Source organism: Streptomyces hyderabadensis (assembly GCF_020404845.1).
Taxonomy (GTDB): domain Bacteria; phylum Actinomycetota; class Actinomycetes; order Streptomycetales; family Streptomycetaceae; genus Streptomyces; species Streptomyces hyderabadensis.
On the sequence record NZ_JAIOJZ010000006.1, the window covers coordinates 168,937 to 185,861 of the forward strand.

At 73.4% G+C, this 16,925-nt stretch carries 16 protein-coding genes; 12 read left to right on the forward strand and 4 right to left on the reverse strand.

The window, feature by feature from the left end; all coding sequences use genetic code 11:
- On the forward strand, positions 1-984 hold the full coding sequence (locus tag K7854_RS07540; RefSeq protein ID WP_226025587.1) for an ABC transporter ATP-binding protein: 984 nt from the start codon (positions 1-3) through the stop codon (positions 982-984).
- Positions 977-2,059, forward strand: a complete 1,083-nt coding sequence (locus tag K7854_RS07545; RefSeq protein WP_226025588.1) for an ABC transporter ATP-binding protein — start codon at positions 977-979, stop codon at positions 2,057-2,059. Before K7854_RS07540 ends, K7854_RS07545 begins: the two co-directional genes overlap by 8 nt.
- A gap of 132 nt (positions 2,060-2,191) precedes the next feature.
- On the opposite strand, the gene K7854_RS07550 is transcribed toward K7854_RS07545, so the two are convergent.
- The gene (locus K7854_RS07550) at positions 2,192-4,315 is read right to left on the reverse strand and encodes a S9 family peptidase (protein WP_226025589.1); all 2,124 of its coding nucleotides are present in this window, start codon (positions 4,313-4,315) and stop codon (positions 2,192-2,194) included.
- Positions 4,316-4,513: 198 nt separating this feature from the next.
- Here K7854_RS07550 and K7854_RS07555 point away from each other — a divergent pair, with 198 nt between their 5' ends.
- The 8 genes from K7854_RS07555 to K7854_RS07590 all read left to right on the forward strand — a co-directional run bounded on the left by K7854_RS07555 (position 4,514) and on the right by K7854_RS07590 (position 12,184).
- Positions 4,514-4,708, forward strand: a complete 195-nt coding sequence (locus K7854_RS07555; protein ID WP_030145837.1) for a hypothetical protein — start codon at positions 4,514-4,516, stop codon at positions 4,706-4,708.
- An 85-nt stretch (positions 4,709-4,793) separates the two neighbouring features.
- The gene (mshB, locus tag K7854_RS07560) at positions 4,794-5,657 is read left to right on the forward strand and encodes an N-acetyl-1-D-myo-inositol-2-amino-2-deoxy-alpha-D-glucopyranoside deacetylase (RefSeq protein WP_226025590.1); all 864 of its coding nucleotides are present in this window, start codon (positions 4,794-4,796) and stop codon (positions 5,655-5,657) included.
- On the forward strand, positions 5,654-6,076 hold the full coding sequence (locus K7854_RS07565) for a DUF6113 family protein (protein WP_226025591.1): 423 nt from the start codon (positions 5,654-5,656) through the stop codon (positions 6,074-6,076). The genes mshB and K7854_RS07565 overlap by 4 nt, the downstream gene beginning before the upstream one ends.
- Positions 6,077-6,231: 155 nt before the next feature.
- Positions 6,232-8,586, forward strand: coding sequence for a hypothetical protein (locus K7854_RS07570; protein WP_226025592.1), 2,355 nt, complete (start codon positions 6,232-6,234; stop codon positions 8,584-8,586).
- A 142-nt stretch (positions 8,587-8,728) separates the two neighbouring features.
- Entirely contained in the window at positions 8,729-9,673 is a 945-nt protein-coding gene (locus K7854_RS07575) for an ABC transporter ATP-binding protein (protein WP_226025593.1), read from the forward strand.
- Positions 9,670-10,410, forward strand: coding sequence for an ABC transporter permease (locus K7854_RS07580; protein ID WP_226025594.1), 741 nt, complete (start codon positions 9,670-9,672; stop codon positions 10,408-10,410). Before K7854_RS07575 ends, K7854_RS07580 begins: the two co-directional genes overlap by 4 nt.
- Positions 10,407-11,573, forward strand: a complete 1,167-nt coding sequence (locus K7854_RS07585; protein ID WP_226025595.1) for a sensor histidine kinase — start codon at positions 10,407-10,409, stop codon at positions 11,571-11,573. The genes K7854_RS07580 and K7854_RS07585 overlap by 4 nt, the downstream gene beginning before the upstream one ends.
- Positions 11,570-12,184 carry a response regulator transcription factor gene (locus K7854_RS07590; protein WP_226025596.1) on the forward strand — a complete coding sequence of 205 codons (615 nt, stop codon included), beginning with the start codon at positions 11,570-11,572 and terminating at the stop codon, positions 12,182-12,184. Before K7854_RS07585 ends, K7854_RS07590 begins: the two co-directional genes overlap by 4 nt.
- 146 nt (positions 12,185-12,330) lie before the next feature.
- On the opposite strand, the gene K7854_RS07595 is transcribed toward K7854_RS07590, so the two are convergent.
- Complete coding sequence (locus K7854_RS07595) at positions 12,331-13,251, reverse strand: transglutaminase-like domain-containing protein (protein WP_226025597.1); 921 nt, start codon at positions 13,249-13,251, stop codon at positions 12,331-12,333.
- Positions 13,252-13,292: 41 nt separating this feature from the next.
- Positions 13,293-14,315, reverse strand: a complete 1,023-nt coding sequence (locus K7854_RS07600; protein WP_226025598.1) for a GNAT family N-acetyltransferase — start codon at positions 14,313-14,315, stop codon at positions 13,293-13,295.
- 140 nt (positions 14,316-14,455) lie between these two features.
- Between K7854_RS07600 and fdxA the strand changes: the two genes are divergently transcribed.
- Together fdxA and K7854_RS07610 are read left to right on the forward strand one after the other, a co-directional pair.
- On the forward strand, positions 14,456-14,776 hold the full coding sequence (fdxA, locus tag K7854_RS07605) for a ferredoxin (RefSeq protein WP_003973842.1): 321 nt from the start codon (positions 14,456-14,458) through the stop codon (positions 14,774-14,776).
- A gap of 117 nt (positions 14,777-14,893) precedes the next feature.
- Positions 14,894-16,039, forward strand: coding sequence for a bifunctional succinyldiaminopimelate transaminase/glutamate-prephenate aminotransferase (locus tag K7854_RS07610; RefSeq protein WP_308112529.1), 1,146 nt, complete (start codon positions 14,894-14,896; stop codon positions 16,037-16,039).
- A 201-nt stretch (positions 16,040-16,240) separates the two neighbouring features.
- On the opposite strand, the gene K7854_RS07615 is transcribed toward K7854_RS07610, so the two are convergent.
- Positions 16,241-16,672 carry an ATP-binding protein gene (locus K7854_RS07615; RefSeq protein ID WP_226025599.1) on the reverse strand — a complete coding sequence of 144 codons (432 nt, stop codon included), beginning with the start codon at positions 16,670-16,672 and terminating at the stop codon, positions 16,241-16,243.
- Positions 16,673-16,925 lie beyond the last annotated feature (253 nt).

Here is a 16,925-nt window from a genome sequence, read left to right on the forward strand (position 1 = left end):
ATGCTGCTCGAAGTGCGCGACCTGCACGTGGAGTTCCACACCCGGGACGGCGTCGCCAAGGCCGTGAACGGCGTCAACTACGGCGTGGACGCGGGCGAGACCCTCGCGGTGCTCGGCGAGTCCGGCTCCGGCAAGTCCGTCACCGCGCAGACGATCATGGGCATCCTCGACGTCCCGCCCGGCCGGATCACCGCGGGGGAGATCCTCTTCGAGGGCCGGGACCTGCTGAAGCTCAAGGAGGACGAACGCCGGAAGGTCCGGGGCGCCGAGATGGCGATGATCTTCCAGGACGCGCTGTCCTCGCTCAACCCCGTCCTGACCGTGGGCGACCAGCTCGGCGAGATGTTCACCGTGCACCGCGGCATGTCCCGCAAGGACGCCCGCGCCAAGGCAGTCGAGCTGATGGACCGGGTCCGCATCCCGGCCGCCAGGGAGCGGGTGAAGCAGTACCCGCACCAGTTCTCCGGCGGCATGCGCCAGCGCATCATGATCGCGATGGCGATGGCCCTGGAACCCAAGCTGATCATCGCCGACGAACCCACCACCGCCCTGGACGTCACCGTCCAGGCCCAGGTGATGGACCTGCTCGCGGAACTCCAGCGCGAGCTGCACATGGGCCTGATCCTCATCACCCACGACCTCGGCGTGGTCGCCGACGTCGCCGACAAGATCGCGGTGATGTACGCGGGCCGGATCGTGGAGACGGCACCCGTCCACGACATCTACAAGGCCCCGGCCCACCCGTACACCCGCGGGCTGCTGGAGTCGATCCCGCGCCTGGACCAGAAGGGCCAGGAGCTGTACGCCATCAAGGGCCTGCCGCCCAACCTCACCCGGATCCCGCCCGGCTGCGCCTTCCACCCCCGCTGCCCGATGGCCCAGGACGTCTGCCGCACCGACGTACCGCCCCTCTACGACGTCACCGAGTCCGACGCCGAGCGGGGCAGCGCCTGCCACTTCTGGAGGGAGTGCCTGCATGGCTGAGACCACGGAGCCCATCCTCGAAGTCCGCGGCCTGGTCAAGCACTACCCGCTGACCTCCGGCATCCTCTTCAAGAAGCAGGTCGGCGCGGTCAAGGCCGTCGACGGCGTGGACTTCGAACTGGCCCGCGGCGAAACCCTCGGCATCGTCGGCGAGTCCGGCTGCGGCAAGTCCACGGTCGCCAAGATGCTGGTCAACCTGGAGAAGCCGACGGCGGGGGAGATCCGCTACAAGGGCGAGGACATCACCCGGCTGTCCGGCAAGGCCCTGAAGGCCGTGCGCCGCAACATCCAGATGGTCTTCCAGGACCCCTACACCTCCCTCAACCCCCGCATGACCGTCGGCGACATCATCGGCGAGGCCTATGACATCCACCCCGAGGTGGCCCCGAAGGGCGACCGGCGCCGGCGGGTGCAGCAACTGCTGGACGTGGTCGGCCTGAACCCGGAGTACATCAACCGCTACCCGCACCAGTTCTCCGGCGGCCAGCGCCAGCGCATCGGCATCGCGCGGGGTCTGGCGCTGCGCCCCGAGATCATCGTGGCCGACGAACCGGTCTCCGCCCTCGACGTCTCCGTGCAGGCCCAGGTGATCAACCTGATGGGCCGCCTCCAGGACGAGTTCGACCTGTCGTACATCTTCATCGCCCACGACCTGTCGATCGTCCGGCACATCTCCGACCGGGTCGGCGTGATGTACCTGGGCCGCATCGTGGAGACCGGCCGGGACGCGGAGATCTACGACCACCCCACGCACCCCTACACCCAGGCGCTGCTGTCCGCCGTGCCGGTGCCCGACCCTCAGGCCCGGGAGCACCGCGAGCGGATCATCCTGGCCGGCGACGTCCCGTCCCCGACGAACATCCCCTCCGGCTGCCGCTTCCGCACCCGCTGCTGGAAGGCGCGGGAGCGCTGCGCGCTGGAGGTGCCGGCGCTGGCCGTCCCCGCCGAGTTCCGCTCGGTCTCCGGGCCCGCCGCGCACGACTCCGCCTGCCACTTCGCGGAGGAGAAGCAGGTGGTGCCGCCGGAGGGGGAGGGCGAGGGGGAGAGCGGGGGCGGGGGCAGCGGGCCGGGGTGACATGAGCCCCGGCCCGCTTACGGCACCCGCACGGCCGTACGCGGATCAGCCTCGCGCGCCCGTGTGTCGCGGCGGCGTCGGTGAAGTTACCCGCGTGTCAAAGGCGTTGGCGTACGGGTGACGCGGCAGACGTCAGGCCGGAGCGGGCAGGGACCGCTTGAGGAAGTCCACCTGGAGCCGCAGCAGGTTCTCTGCGACCGACTCCTGCGGCGTCATGTGCGTGACACCGGACAGGGGCAGCACCTCGTGCGGCCGGCCGGCCGCCAGCAGGGCCGAGGACAGCCGCAGCGAGTGCGCGACCACCACGTTGTCGTCCGCGAGGCCGTGGATGACCATCATGGGCCGGTGCGGCTCGGCGGCGTCGACCAGTCCGGCGTCGTCGATCACCGAGTTGCGGCGGTAGACCTCCGGCTGTTCGCCGGGGTCGCCGAGGTAGCGCTCCTGGTAGTGGGTGTCGTAGAGCCTGAGGTCGGTGACCGGGGCGCCCACGACGGCGGCGTGGAAGACGTCCGGCCGGCGCAGCGCGGCCAGCGCCGCCAGGTAGCCGCCGAAGGACCAGCCCCGGATGGCGACGCGGCCCAGGTCCAGCGGGAAGTCGGCGGCGAGGGCGTGCAGCGTGTCCACCTGGTCCTGGAGCACGACGGCGGCTACGTCGTCCTTGACGGCCTTCTCCCAGGCGGGGGAGCGTCCCGGGGTGCCCCGCCCGTCGGCGACGACCACCGCGAAGCCCTGGTCGGCGAACCACTGCGAGGTGAGGTGGGCGTTGTGCGCGGCGACGACACGCTGGCCGTGCGGGCCACCGTAGGGGTCCAGGAGGACGGGGAGGGGGGTGTCACCGTGGTAGTCCGTTGGCATAAGCACGGCGCACGGGACACGTCGTGCGCCCCCCTGGGTGAGGGTCACGCGCGGGGACAAACCGGGGTCTTCCGCATACGAGGCAATGGTCGCCAGGGTCTTCCCGTCCCGCAGCACCCGGACGCGGGCGCCCGGCCGGTCCAGCGTCGCGGAGACGAGCACGGTCACGCCGCCCGCGCGGACCGCCGAGTGCACGCCGGGCTCCTGGGACAGGCGCTCCACGCCGAGTTCGTTCACCCGGTAGACGTGCACCTCGCCGGTCTCCGCCTCGGCCGCGTCCTCGCCCGCCGAGGCGGAGACCAGCACGTCGTCGGCCCCCACGTCCAGCACCGCCCGCAGATGCAACTGGGCGCCGGTGAGCGGCCGTTCACCCACCGCGAGCACCCGCGCCCCGCCCTCGTCGGCGATCCGTACGAGCCGGCCCGAGGGGCTCCAGCAGGGCACCCCGGGGAAGAGTTCCAGCCAAATTGGATCTTCGTCGGCGTGCACCATCCGGGTCGCCCCGGACTCGGTGTCCACCGCCAGGTACAGCTGGCTGCGCTGGTCGCGCGCCTGTACGAGGAGCAGCGGTGCACCCGCCGCTGACCAGTGCACTCGCGCCAGATACGGATACCGCGCCCGGTCCCAGAGGACCTCCGTGCGCCCCCCGTCGAGGCCGACGAGGAACAGCCGTACGTCCGCGTTGGGGGTGCCGGCCGCCGGGTACGGGACGTGTTGTGGATCACGTCCGGGGTGGGCCGGGTCGGAGATCCACCAGCGCTGCACCGGCGTGTCGTCCACGCGGGCCACCAGCAGCCGGTCCGACTCCGGGCCCCACCAGAAGCCCCGGCTGCGAGCCATCTCCTCGGCCGCCACGAACTCGGCGAGCCCGTACGTGACGCCCTCGCCGTCCGGCTCGGCCAGCGCCCTGTCCCCGTCGCCCTCGGCGCCCACGACGCGCAGGGCGCCCCGGGCGACGTACGCGACGTGCCGGCCGTCGGGGGAGGGGCGCGGGTCGATCACCGGCCCGGGGGCGGACAGTTCGCGCGCCGTGCCGACCCGCAGCTCGGCCGTGAAGAGCCGCCCCGACAGGGCGAAGGCGGCCAGCTCGACCGCCGAGTCGGTGGCGTAGCCGACGATCCCGGCGCCGCCCTCGCGGCTGCGTTCGCGCCGGGCCCGTTCCTCGGGCGACAGGCGCTCCTCGGCGCCGCCCAGCAGGGCGCGAGGGTCGGCGGCGACGCGCTCCCCGCCCTCCTCGACGTCCAGGACCCACAGGGAGTTCGCCCGGTCCGTACCGGTACCGGAGCGCAGGAAGGCGACCCGTGAACCATCGGGTGCCACGGTGAACGAACGCGGCGCGCCGAGCGTGAACCGCTGGGTGCGGGCGTGCCGTTTGGGGAAGGAGTCGGACTCGGTCGTCATGCCTTGACCATATTGGCCATGCGCCCCCTTGTGCGGCCGTGCGCCGAGAGATGCGCGCGCACGGATAGTTATGATCACTAGCGCATAGTGGGTATCAACCAGGTGCCCGCCGCGTGGATTTATCTGCCCCAAGCTTTGACCGCGACCGACCCCCCGACCGACCCCCCATGTCCCTGGGCCCATTGGAGGTGAGCCGCCGTGGCACTCTCGATTTCGGCGGTTGTGCTGCTGGCGATCATCGTCTTCCTGCTGGTCAAGAAGTCAGGCTTGAAGGCCGGGCATGCGGTCGTGTGCATGCTCCTCGGCTTCTACCTGGCCTCCTCGACGATCGCCCCCACGATCAGCGAGCTGACGACCAACATCGCCGGGATGATCGGGAGCATCAACTTCTGACACCGGTGCACCGCCTCCCGGGGACGACCGCCGTGGACGGCTCCCGCGTTGCGGCAACGACCCCGCGGCCTCATAGGGTGGCCCCATGACGGAACTCCCCGGCCGGCGTCTGCTGCTGGTGCACGCGCACCCGGACGACGAGTCGATCAACAACGGCGTCACCATGGCCCGGTACGCGGCCGAGGGTGCGCACGTGACGCTGGTGACCTGCACCCTCGGCGAGCGGGGCGAGGTCATTCCGCCCGCGCTCGCCCACCTGTCCGGAGCCGCGCTCGGCGGGCACCGCAGGGGGGAGCTGGCGGCCGCGATGCGCGCGCTCGGCGTCGAGGACTTCCGGCTGCTCGGCGGGCCCGGGCGGTACGCCGACTCCGGGATGATGGGGCTGTCCGACAACGACGACCCCGGCTGCCTGTGGCAGGCGGACGTCGACGCGGCCGCGGCCCTGCTCGTCGACGTGATCCGCGAGGTGCGCCCGCAGGTGCTCGTCACCTATGACCCGAACGGCGGCTACGGACACCCCGACCACATCCAGGCCCACCGCATCGCCATGCGGGCGGTGGAGCTGGCGGCCGAGGCCGGGTGCCCCGTCGCCAAGGTCTACTGGAACCGCGTGCCGCGCTCCCGCGTGGAGGACGCCTTCGCCCGGCTCCGGGACGACCTGCCCGGCCTGCCGCTCGAGAAGGCGGCCGGCGTCGAGGACGTACCGGGCGTCGTCGACGACGAGCGGATCACCACCGAGATTCACGGTGAGGGCACCCCGTACGCCGCCGCCAAGGCCGCCGCGATGCGCGCGCACGCCACCCAGATCACGGTCGCCGAGCCGTACTTCGTCCTCTCCAACGACCTGGCCCAGCCCCTCCTGACCACCGAGCACTACGAACTGGTGCGCGGCGAGCGGGGCGGCGGCGAGGGACGCGAGAGCGACCTGTTCGCCGGGATCGCGTCATGACCGGCCGCAACGAACCGGCGAGCTCCGCACTGGCCCAGCCGCTGCGCCCGCCCTCGCCCGGACGGGCCGCCCTGTACGTGGGGCTCTTCGTGCTCGGGGCCGTCCTGGGCGTGGCGGGCGCGCTGGTGCAGCCGGCCTGGTTCCCCGGCGGGCTGCTGCTCGCGCTGGCCGCCGAGGCGGGGCTGTGCCTCGGGGCGGGCCGTGCCGTGGGGCGCCGCGGCGGGGCCGTCGCGCCCGCCCTCGGCTGGGCGCTCGCCGTGGTGCTGCTCACCACCAGCCGGCCGGAGGGCGACTTCCTCTTCGCCGCGGGCGCCGGCTCCTATCTCTTCCTGCTCGGCGGGATCGCCGTCGCTGTGATCTGCGCCACCCTCGCGCCGGTGCGGCAACCGGACGGCGGCTCCGCCCGACTTCGCAAGTGACGTACCGCTTCGCCGTGCCGCGGGCGTGCGAGTCCCGTGTGGGTTTCCCCGGCGGTCACGGGATACGCGCGAGAAGTGGCCAGTATGGTGGTGCGCGCCGCCGAGCCGCCCGCTGAAGGCGTGACGGGCGGCGGAGCCAACCGGGAGAACCTGCCTTGAGTCGTGAAACTGACAGTTCGTCCTCCGGGCCCCACGGGCGCGGCGGAGCCGCATACCCGTCGGGCACCCCGCCCTACGGGACACCCACGGCTTCCGACGCCGGTGCGGACGCGGGCCGTTCGGCCGCGCGACCGGAGGAGCGCAAGACCGAGACGACGCTGACCACCCGGATCCGGATCAACATCCCCGGGTCGCGGCCCATTCCGCCGGTCGTCGTGCGCAAGCCCGTCGCGGAGGGCGCGGACGGCGCGGAGGGCGCCGACGACACGGAGACGACGGGCCGGCGGCCCGCGCCGGCACCGAGCGCCGCCGCACCCGCGGCCGCCGCCCCCGAGGCTCCCGCCGAGGCCGCCCAGCCCGCCGAGGAGAAGCCGACCAGCGACTGGTTCGCGCCACGCAAGTCGGGCGCGGGCAAGGGCACTCCGGGTGGCGGCTCCACCAACGGTGCCGGTCTGCCGGGCGGTTCGGGCCCGGCCGCCGGAGGCCCGGGGGCAGCGGGCCCGGGCCCCGCGGGCGCGGGTGCCTCGGGTGCCGGTGCGCGGCCGGGCGGCGGGAGTGGCCGTCCCGGTGGTGTCGTCGGCTCCATGAGCGCACCCGGCGGCTCCCGGCCCGGCTCCGCGGGCGGCGCCGCCCGCTCCGGTGCGACCGGCGGACCCGTGGCGCCCGGCCACGGTGGCGGCACCGGTTCCTTCGACGTGACCGAGGCGCTGGCCGCCGGTCCGCTGGGCGGCAACGGCAACGGGAACAGCGCAGGCAACGGCGCAGGCAACAGCAGCAGCAACGGCACCCGGCCCGGTGCCGACGCCGGTACCGGACCGCGCCGCGACGACCTGCCGTACTTCGCGGGGGAGGGGCAGACCGCCCCGGGCCCCGGTGCCCCCGGCGAGCAGCACAACGGCCTGAACGGGCAGTCCCCGTACGGCACCGGGCCCCAGGGCCCCGCGGGACCGACGAGCGGCCCCGCCACCGGCGACAGCCGGCTGTCGCCGCCCCCGGTCGGCGACCTCGGCGACCTGGGGATGCCCGCGGGACCCGGAGCGCCGGGCGGGCCGCGCGAGACCGCGCCGAACGGCCTGCGCGGACCGGGAGGACCCGGCGCCCCGGGCGGCCCCGGCAGGCCCGCGGGCCCCGGTCCCGGCGCGGGCCCGGACGCCGGCCGGCCCGGCCCCGGCGGCGGGCTCAGCGACGACACCGCGATCCTGACCCCGCAGCGGCCGGTCCCCCCCGGCGCGGGCAACCCGGACAACGTCTCCGGCAACACCGTGACCAGCGGCATCCCCGTCGTACCGGGCGAGCGCACCGCACCGTTCCCGCCCGCCACCGGCGACCGGCCGCTGCCGCACACGCCGCCCAAGCTGCCCGAGCCGGTCTCCGCGCCCCCGGCGAGCCCCGCCAAGCCCGCCAAGAAGAAGGGGCGCGGGAAGCTCCCGCTGCTCGTCGGCGGTCTGGTCGTCGTCGCCGGTGTCACCTACGGCGCCGGTCTGCTGATGAACCGCTCCGACGTGCCCAAGGGCACCACCGTGCTCGGCGTCGACATCGGCGGCGGCACCCGCGACGACGCCGTGGAGAAGCTGGACAAGGCCCTGGGCGAGCGTGCGGCCAAGCCGCTCAAGCTCACGGTGGGCGGCGACACCGTCACCCTGAAGCCGGACCAGGCGGGTCTCCAGCTCGACACCCAGGCCACGGCCAGCGACGCGGCGACGAGCGACTACAACCCGGTGTCCGTGATCGGCTCGCTCTTCGGCCAGAAGCGGGTCGTCGAGCCGGTCATGCCCGTCGACGAGGAGAAGCTGCACGCCGCCCTGGAGAACGCCGCGGGCGGGGCCGGTTCGGTGACCGAGGGCACCATCAAGTTCGAGTCGGGCAAGGCCGTCCCCGTGTACGGCAAGGCCGGCAAGGGCATAGACGTGGCCAAGTCCGCCGAGGCCGTGCAGGCCGCGTACCGCGCCCAGGTGGAGACCGGCACCGCCACCGCGGTGAACGTGCCGACGACCACCAAGGAGCCCACGGTCTCCAAGGCCGAGGTCGACCGGATGCTGAAGGAGTTCGCCGAGCCGGCCATGTCGGACCGCGTGACCGTGCAGACGGACCCGGCCCACTCCATCCCGATGAGCCCCGAGAAGTCGCTGTGGAAGTTCCTCCGGGTCACGGCCGTCGACGGCAAGCTCGTCGACAAGCCCGACCTGAACGCCCTCAAGGAGCTGTACGGCCAGACCTTCGACGGAGTGCTCATCACCCGGGCCAACGGTGAGAAGACCGCCGTCACCCCGCAGGACGTCTACGGCGCCATGCGCCAGGCACTGAAGAGCAAGACCGACCGGGTGGCCGTCATCGACACCGACCCCAGCTGACCCGGTCACGGCAGAGGGGCGCCCGGCACTCGCCGGGCGCCCCTCGCGCCGTACCCGGCCGGGAACCGCATGACATCTGTCATCCCGCACCCGGGACCGCCGACACTGCCGGGCGCCCGCCCCCCGCGGCCACGATGGGGCCATGACGAGGACAACGGTGGTCGGCTTCGACCAGGTGACCAAGGCGTACGGCGACGTCCGGGCCGTCGACGGGCTGACACTCGCCCTGCACCCCGGGCAGACCGTGGCCCTGCTGGGCCCGAACGGGGCGGGCAAGTCGACCACGCTCGACCTGCTGCTCGGCCTCAGGCGCCCCGACGCCGGCACCGTGCGGGTGTTCGGCACCGAACCCCGCGAGGCCATCGTCGCCGGACGGGTCGGTGCCATGCTGCAGAGCGGCGGCCTGATGGACGAGATCACGGTCGCCGAGATCGTCCGGCTGGCCTGCGCGCTGCACCCCAAGGCCCACCCGGTCGCCGAGGTGCTGGCCCGCGCCGGACTCACCAAGATCGCCGACCGCCGGGTCGACAAGCTCTCCGGCGGCCAGGCCCAGCGGGTCCGATTCGCGCTCGCAACCGCGGGCGACAGTGACCTGATCGTCCTGGACGAGCCCACCACCGGCATGGACGTGACCGCCCGCCAGGCCTTCTGGGCCACCATGCGCGAGCAGGCCGACCAGGGCCGCACCGTGCTCTTCGCCACGCACTACCTGGAGGAGGCCGACGCCATCGCCGACCGGGTGATCGTCCTGCACCGGGGCCGGCTGCTGGCCGACGGCACCGCCGCCGAGATCAAGGCCAGGGCCGGAGCCCGCCGGATCTCCTTCGAGCTGGACGGCGGCCCGGACGGGACCGTCGACGAGGCGGCGCTGCGCGCGCTGCCCCACCTGACCTCGCTCACGGTGTCCCCGAGCGGCTCCGCCGCAGGCCCCGGCACGACCGTGCGCATCCAGTCCTCCGACGCCGACGCCACCGCGCACGCCCTGTACCGCCTCGGCCTCTACCCCCGCAACCTCGAAGTCGCCGGCCTCGGACTCGAGCAGGCCTTCGTCGCCCTCACCGCCGCCGAGGAGGCCAAGCAGCCGTGAACAGCCTGATCAAGCTCGAACTCACCCGGGCGCTGCGCAACCGCAAATTCCTGTTCTTCTCGGTGATCTACCCCTCGGCCCTGTTCCTGCTGATCGCGGGCAGCGCCGACGGCACCGCCGAGGTCGACGGCACCGGACTGACCCTGCCGACCTTCTTCATGGTCTCGATGGCCTCCTTCGGCGCCCTGACCGCCGTGCTGATGGGCAACAGCGAGCGCATCGCCAAGGAACGCGAGAGCGGCTGGGTGCGCCAGCTGCGGCTGACCGCCCTCCCGGGCCGCGGCTACGTCCTCGCCAAGACCGCGAGCGCCGCCGTCGTCAGCCTGCCCTCCATCGTCGTCGTCTTCGTCGTCGCCGCGGCCGTGAAGGACGTACGCCTGGAGGCCTGGCAGTGGCTCGCCCTCACCGGTGTGATCTGGGCCGGCAGCCTGGTCTTCGCCGCGCTCGGCGTGGCCATCGGGTACCTGGCGACCGGGGACGCGGTGCGGCCCATCACGATGATCGTGTACTTCGGCCTGTCCATGCTCGGCGGCCTGTGGATGCCCACCACCACCTTCCCGCAGTGGCTGCGGGACATCGCCGAGTGGCTGCCCACGCACGCGTACGCTGCCCTCGGGCAGTCGATCGAACAGAGTCACGCCCCGCACGCACAGGACCTCGCCGTCCTCGCCGTCTACTTCGTGCTCTTCGCGGGCGGCGCGGCCTGGCTGTACCGGAAGGACACGCTGAAGGCGTGAGCGGCGTCGGCATCGGGCAGCGCCCGGAGAACCGCAGGCAGAAGACCGTCAAGGTGATGTGGACGGCCATCTGGCTGGCCTATCTGAGCGCCCCCGTCAGCGACCTGCTGCACGGCGGTCACGCCGCCGGTGTCCAGGTCCTCGGCTGGACCGGCCTGGTCGCCTTCGTGGTCTGGTACATGCTGCTGCTCTTCCGCACCGGCCGCGGCGACCGGACCCGGCTGGTCCTCGGCTCCCTCGCCGTCCTCGCGGCCCAGTCCACGCTCCTCGCCCTCACCCTGGGCCGCGAGTGGCTGGTCCTCTTCGTGTACGTCGCGATCGCCTCCGGTGCCGCCCTGCCGCCGCGGCTGGCCCGCTGGACGATCCCGGGCGCCTCGGCGCTGCTCACGGTCGTCGCGCTCGCGGTGCCGGACGGGACCTCCTTCATCGCCGCGCTGCTGCTCCCGGCGCTGCTGGGCGGCTTCGCCATGACCGGTGTGCGCGAGCTGATCCGGACCACCATCGCGCTGCGCGAGGCCCGCGCCACCGTCGCCCAGCTCGCCGCCAACGAGGAACGGCTGCGCCTCGCCCGCGACCTGCACGACCTGCTGGGCCACTCGCTCTCCCTGATCACCCTGAAGAGCGAGCTGGCGGGCCGCATGCTGCCCGCCCACCCCGACAAGGCCGCCCAGCAGGTCGCCGACATCGAACAGGTCAGCCGCCAGGCCCTGGTCGACGTCCGGGAGGCCGTCACCGGCTACCGCCGCGCCCGCCTCAGCACCGAACTGGCGGGCGCCAAGGTCGCGTTGACGGCCGCGGGGGTGGTCGCCGAGCTGCCCGGCGAACCGGACCTGACCGGCGTCCCCGAGGAGTCCGAGACGGCCCTCGCCTGGGCACTGCGCGAGGCGGTCACCAACGTCGTACGGCACAGCGGTGCCCGGCGCTGCGTGGTGGAGCTGCTGGGGCGCCAGACACTGGACGGCGCGGTGCTCGAACTGTTGGTGGAGGACAACGGCTCCGGCCGCCCCGCCGCCGCGAGCACCCCCGGCAACGGTCTCACCGGGCTCGCCGAACGCCTGGAGAAGGCGGGCGGCACACTGGAGGCGGGCGGGACCCACCGGGGATTCCGGCTGGTCGCCCGCGTCCCGGCGGCCGCCCGCGCCGACATAGGATCCGGGGCATGAGCCGCACGATCAAGGTCCTGCTTGCGGAGGACCAGGCGATGGTCCGCGAGGCACTGGCCGCCCTGCTCGGCCTGGAGGAGGACATCGAGGTCGTCGCCCAGGTGGCGCGCGGCGACGAGGTGCTGGACGCCGCCCGCGCCCACGGCGTCGACGTGGCCCTGCTGGACATCGAGATGCCCGGCGCGACCGGCATCGAGGCGGCGGCCCTGCTCCACCGGGAACTCCCGGCCGTGAAGCTGGTCGTCCTCACCACCTTCGGCCGCCCCGGCTACCTGCGCAGCGCCATGGAGTCCGGCGCCGACGCCTTCCTGGTCAAGGACGCCCCGGCCGCCCAGCTCGCCGCAGCGGTGCGCAAGGTGCTGGCGGGCGAGCGGGTCATCGACCCGACCCTGGCGGCGGCGGCCCTCGCCGAGGGCGCCAACCCCCTGACCGACCGCGAACGCGAGGTCCTCCGCGCCGCCGCCGACGGCTCCACCAACGCCGAACTCGCCACGGCCCTCCACCTCTCCCAGGGCACGGTCCGCAACTACCTCTCCACGGCCATCCAGAAACTGGCGGTCCGGAACAGGGCGGAAGCGGTCCAGGTGGCCAGGAACAAGGGCTGGCTGTAAAGCACTCAGCTGCGGGCAGTCGTGCCGCTGGGGCGATGGGGGTCCCCCCCGCGCGAGCGAAGCCGAGCGTGGGGGAGGGCGGGCGCAGGCGGCATCCTGTCAGCGCGGGCAAGCGACCCCACCCCCCGGCTCGCACCCACCGACGCTCAGTTCAGCATCGCCCGAGCCGCCCGGGCCTCCCCCCGCACCTCCTCCGCGACCGCCTGATCCACCGCCGCCACCACCTCCGCGTACGCCTCCAACTCCCCGGCCCCCGCCGAGAACTCCCCCCGCTGCACCAGCAACCGCGCCCGCTCGTACCGCAACCGCGCCGCATGCGCCGGCAACAGCAGCGCCAGGTCGACCGCCCACAGCCCCACCGCCGACTGCTCCGGCCGCCGGGCCGCCCACGCCCGGATGTTGTTCAGCACCCGCGACACGACGTCCAACGGCGCCGCGGGCTCCAGCATCGACGGCCGCAGCCCGGCCCCCGTCGCGCCCGCGACCAGCACCTCCGCGTCCTGCCCGGTCAGCAGCCGCCCCCCGTCGAACGGGTCGACGAGCACCCGCTCCTCCAGCGACCCGGACGGCGACCCGGACAGAGACCCGGTCGGCGACCCCGGCACCGGCTCCGACTCCGCCCCGAACCCGACCACGAAGTGCCCCGGCAACGCGACCCCGTACACCGGCGCCCCCGCCCGCCGGGCCACCTCCAGCCACACCACCGACAGCAGGATCGGCAGCCCGCGCCGCCGCCGCAGCACCTCGTGCAGCAGCGACGACTCCAGCCGCTGGTAGTCGGCCGCGACCCCGTGGAACCCGTACCGCTCGCCCAGCAGGTCCCGCAGCGCCACCGCCCAGGCCCGCGGCGTACCCGGCCGGAACGGGAGCTGTCCGGCCAGCCGGTCCAGTTCCACCTGCGCGGCGTCCAGCCCCGCCTCGTCCAGGGTCCCGTCCGCCTCCGCGCCCACCAGCAGGCACAGCGTGGCCAGGTCGGGCCGCTCGGACCGGGCCTCTTCGGCGAACCGCCGGCGCAGTTCGGCCGAACGTTCCGGCGACGGGGGCTGGGGTGGCTGAGGATGACGCATGCCCCAATCGTGCCCTTTCACAGCGATGTCACGGCGACGGGTCACCGGTCCGTCCCGGCGTCCCCGGGCTCCCGGTAGTGGTGGTAGGCGTGGTGCGCGGCGAAGCCCGTCCCGGCGTACAGCGCCCGGGCCCCCGCGTTGTCCGTCTCCACCTGGAGCCACGCCGCCGACGCGCCCTCGTCGAGCGCCCGCCGGGCCAGCGCGGCCAGCACGGCGGTCGCGAGCCCCCGGCGCCGCTGCGCGGGGTCGACCTCGACGGCCGCGAAGGAGGCCCAGCGCCCGTCCACGACACACCGGCCGATCGCCGCCGGGATGCCCGGGCCGTCCGCGGCCGCGCCGGGCACCGACGCGAACCACACCGACGGCCCGCCGCCCAGCACCCGCAGGGCCACGTCGCTCACACCCTTGCGCTGGTACCGCGCCAGCCAGGCCTCGTCCGCCTCCCGGGACAGGACCACACCGGCGCCCTCGGCCCGGTCGGCGACCGGAGCCAGCGCGCCGGTCCACACCTCGGCCGTCACCTCCCGGACCCAGCCCCGCCGCTCCAGCTCCGCGCAGAGCAGCTCCTGGGTGCCCTCGGCGCCGGTGGCGGTCTGGACGTACGCGGGCAGCCCGCGCTCGCGGTACCAGCGGCGTACGGCCGTCAGCGCCTCGTCGAGCGGCAGGCCCGGATCGCCCAGCGGCAGTACGGAGTTGGCCCGCCGGGTGAAGCCCCCGGCCGCCCGCAGCTCCCAGGCGCCGAGCCGCTCGCTCTCCACCGGGGGCCAGGCCCGCGCGGCGACACGCGCCAGCTCCTCGTAGGACGCCGCGGGGCCGCGGCGGCGGGCCGGCGCGGGCGGCACGACCTTTCCGGCGACCAGGTCGGACTCGGCGACACGGACGCTCTCGCCACTCTTTCGTGTGATCAGCAGCACACCGTCGGTCCATGATGTGAGAACACCGACCGTGTCGGTGAACCTCTGACCTGCGACACCAGCGTCGCTCAAGCGCCGTACGGAGACTCGTTTACCCACGTCAGCAGCGGTGATACGGACCTCAAGTCGCCCTGCGGCAGAGATTTCCACGGGTCTGTCCACCCCTCCTGTTCGGATCATGCCCAAGAACGGAGATACTAGGGGCGGGCATCGACGACGCCGCGCTCCCGCGCGCCAGGCGGCGGAGCCTGAGGAGGCCCGCCAGCGCCCTATCGAGGAGGAACGACAGCGTGACCTACGTCATCGCGCAGCCTTGTGTCGACGTGAAGGACAAGGCGTGCATCGAGGAGTGCCCGGTCGACTGCATCTACGAGGGCCAGCGGTCCTTGTACATCCACCCGGACGAATGCGTCGACTGTGGTGCCTGTGAGCCGGTCTGCCCGGTCGAGGCGATCTTCTACGAGGACGACACTCCCGAGGAGTGGAAGGACTACTACAAGGCGAACGTCGAGTTCTTCGACGAGCTCGGTTCGCCGGGCGGCGCCAGCAAGCTGGGGCTGATCGAGCGCGACCACCCCTTCGTCGCCGCGCTGCCGCCGCAGAACCAGTAAGAGCGGCCCGCACTCGCGCCGCCTCGGTCCCGTACGGCCCGGTCACCCCGATCGGCGCCGCACGGGACCGAGGCGTTTGCCGTGCCGGGCACTCACGAGGAAAGGGAGCCACCCACCGTGTCCGCAGTCTCCGACCGCCCACCCGTCGCCCACCACCGCCCTTCCAACGAGTCGCTGCGCGACCGCCTTCCCGTCTTCCCCTGGGACAAGCTGGAGCCGTACAAGAAGACGGCCGCGGCCCACCCCGGCGGCATCGTCGACCTCTCGGTCGGCACCCCGGTCGACCCGGTCCCCGAGCTGATCCAGAAGGCCCTGGTCGACGCGGCGGACTCCCCGGGCTACCCCACCGTCTGGGGTACCCCGGCGCTGCGCGACGCGATCACCGGCTGGGTGGAGCGCCGCCTCGGCGCCCGCGACGTCACCCACCGCCACGTTCTCCCGATCGTCGGCTCCAAGGAACTCGTCGCCTGGCTCCCCACCCAGCTGGGCCTCGGCCCCGGCGACAAGGTGGCCTTCCCGCGCCTGGCCTACCCGACGTACGAGGTCGGCGCGCGCCTGGCCCGCGCGGAGTACGAGGCGTACGACGACCCCACGGACCTGGACCCGGCCGGCCTGAAGCTCCTCTGGCTCAACTCCCCGTCCAACCCGACCGGCAGGGTCCTGGCCAAGGCCGACCTGACCAGGATCGTGGCCTGGGCCCGCGAGCACGGCGTCCTCGTCGTCTCGGACGAGTGCTACCTGGAGCTGGGCTGGGAGGCCGACCCGGTCTCGGTCCTGCACCCGGACGTCAACGGCGGCTCGTACGACGGCCTGGTCGCCGTCCACTCGCTCTCCAAGCGCTCCAACCTCGCCGGCTACCGCGCGGCATTCCTGGCCGGCGACCCGGCCGTCCTGGGCCCGCTCCTGGAGATCCGCAAGCACGGCGGCATGATGACCTCGGCGCCGACGCAGGCCGCCGTGGTGGCGGCCCTCGGCGACGACGAGCACGTCCGCGTCCAGCGCGAGCGCTACGCGGCCCGCCGCGCCGTCCTGCGCGAGGCCCTGCTCGGCCACGGCTTCCGCATCGAGCACAGCGAGGCCAGCCTCTACCTCTGGGCCACCCGCGACGAGTCCTGCTGGGACACGGTCGCCCACCTCGCCGACCGCGGCATCCTGGTGGCCCCGGGCGACTTCTACGGCCCGGCAGGAGAAAACTTCGTCCGCGTAGCCCTCACGGCAACGGACGACCGAGTCCAGGAAGCAGCAGCCCGCCTGAAGCCCTGACCCCGCCCCCACCGCTGTGGGCAATCGTTCCGCCCCCGCTGTGGGCAATCGTTCCGCAGGGCGGAACGGGTGGGCACAGCCCTCAACGCCGGGCACGGCTCAACAAACGCCCACTGCACCGACGTAGGTAAGCAGGCAAGCAAAACGCCGGGCCCTGGGAACCCCAGGACCCGGCGCCGTACAAGCCCGGCGCAGCCGCCGTCAGCCGATCGGAAGCCCCTGCACCGGCAGCCCACCCTTGCCCAGCGCGTCCGTCGGCAGCCCACCCTTCGTGGCGGTCGCCGCCGTGTCACCCACGAGGTCCCCGGCGGAGCCCGCCGCGTCCCCGGCCGCGTTCTGCGCCGCCGGCGTGGCCTTCTTGACGACCGATCCACCGGTCTTGCCGGCCGTCGGCACGGCCTTCTTGACGGCCTTGCCGCCGGTGTCGCCCGCGGTCTCGGTGACGCTCTCGGCCGCGGAGGCGGCGGTGTTGCCGACGTTCGCCCCGTCCAGGGCGGTCAGTCCCCCGAGGTTCGGGGTGGCCGGCAGTTCGGTCGCCGCACCGGCGGAGCCGGCCGCACCGACCCCGGCAGCCGCTCCCGCAGCGACGAGCAGCGCGGCACGGGCGATCCGGCGGGTCAGGGGGAGGGACATGATGCTCCTTGGACGTAAGTCGACAACGACGATGGAAAATCCGACCGGGCCCGGAGGACGACCGGTGAGTCACCGGAGAGTGATCGACCGGGCTCGGACGCAGTGACTACCGCTCGAAGGCGACGAAGGTTGCGGCGGCCCAACGTAAAGAGTTGGTAATGCGTCGCATTATCAGGTGCACAGAAAAACGGGCAAAAGGGCGCCGGTCGGAAAGTCTGCTGAATCCTTACGGCCCTTGATTTTTCTGGGCTTC

Excerpts from the sequence above, each read along its gene's own strand:
- K7854_RS07565 (WP_226025591.1), top strand. The coding sequence starts at position 5,654 with ATGACCGGCCGCAACGAACCGGCGAGCTCCGCACTGGCCCAGCCGCTG.
- K7854_RS07540 (WP_226025587.1), top strand. The coding sequence starts at position 1 with ATGCTGCTCGAAGTGCGCGACCTGCACGTGGAGTTCCACACCCGGGAC.
- K7854_RS07615 (WP_226025599.1), bottom strand. The coding sequence starts at position 16,672 with ATGTCCCTCCCCCTGACCCGCCGGATCGCCCGTGCCGCGCTGCTCGTC.
- mshB (WP_226025590.1), top strand. The coding sequence starts at position 4,794 with ATGACGGAACTCCCCGGCCGGCGTCTGCTGCTGGTGCACGCGCACCCG.
- K7854_RS07550 (WP_226025589.1), bottom strand. The coding sequence starts at position 4,315 with ATGACGACCGAGTCCGACTCCTTCCCCAAACGGCACGCCCGCACCCAG.
- K7854_RS07545 (WP_226025588.1), top strand. The coding sequence starts at position 977 with ATGGCTGAGACCACGGAGCCCATCCTCGAAGTCCGCGGCCTGGTCAAG.
- K7854_RS07575 (WP_226025593.1), top strand. The coding sequence starts at position 8,729 with ATGACGAGGACAACGGTGGTCGGCTTCGACCAGGTGACCAAGGCGTAC.
- K7854_RS07595 (WP_226025597.1), bottom strand. The coding sequence starts at position 13,251 with ATGCGTCATCCTCAGCCACCCCAGCCCCCGTCGCCGGAACGTTCGGCC.
- K7854_RS07590 (WP_226025596.1), top strand. The coding sequence starts at position 11,570 with ATGAGCCGCACGATCAAGGTCCTGCTTGCGGAGGACCAGGCGATGGTC.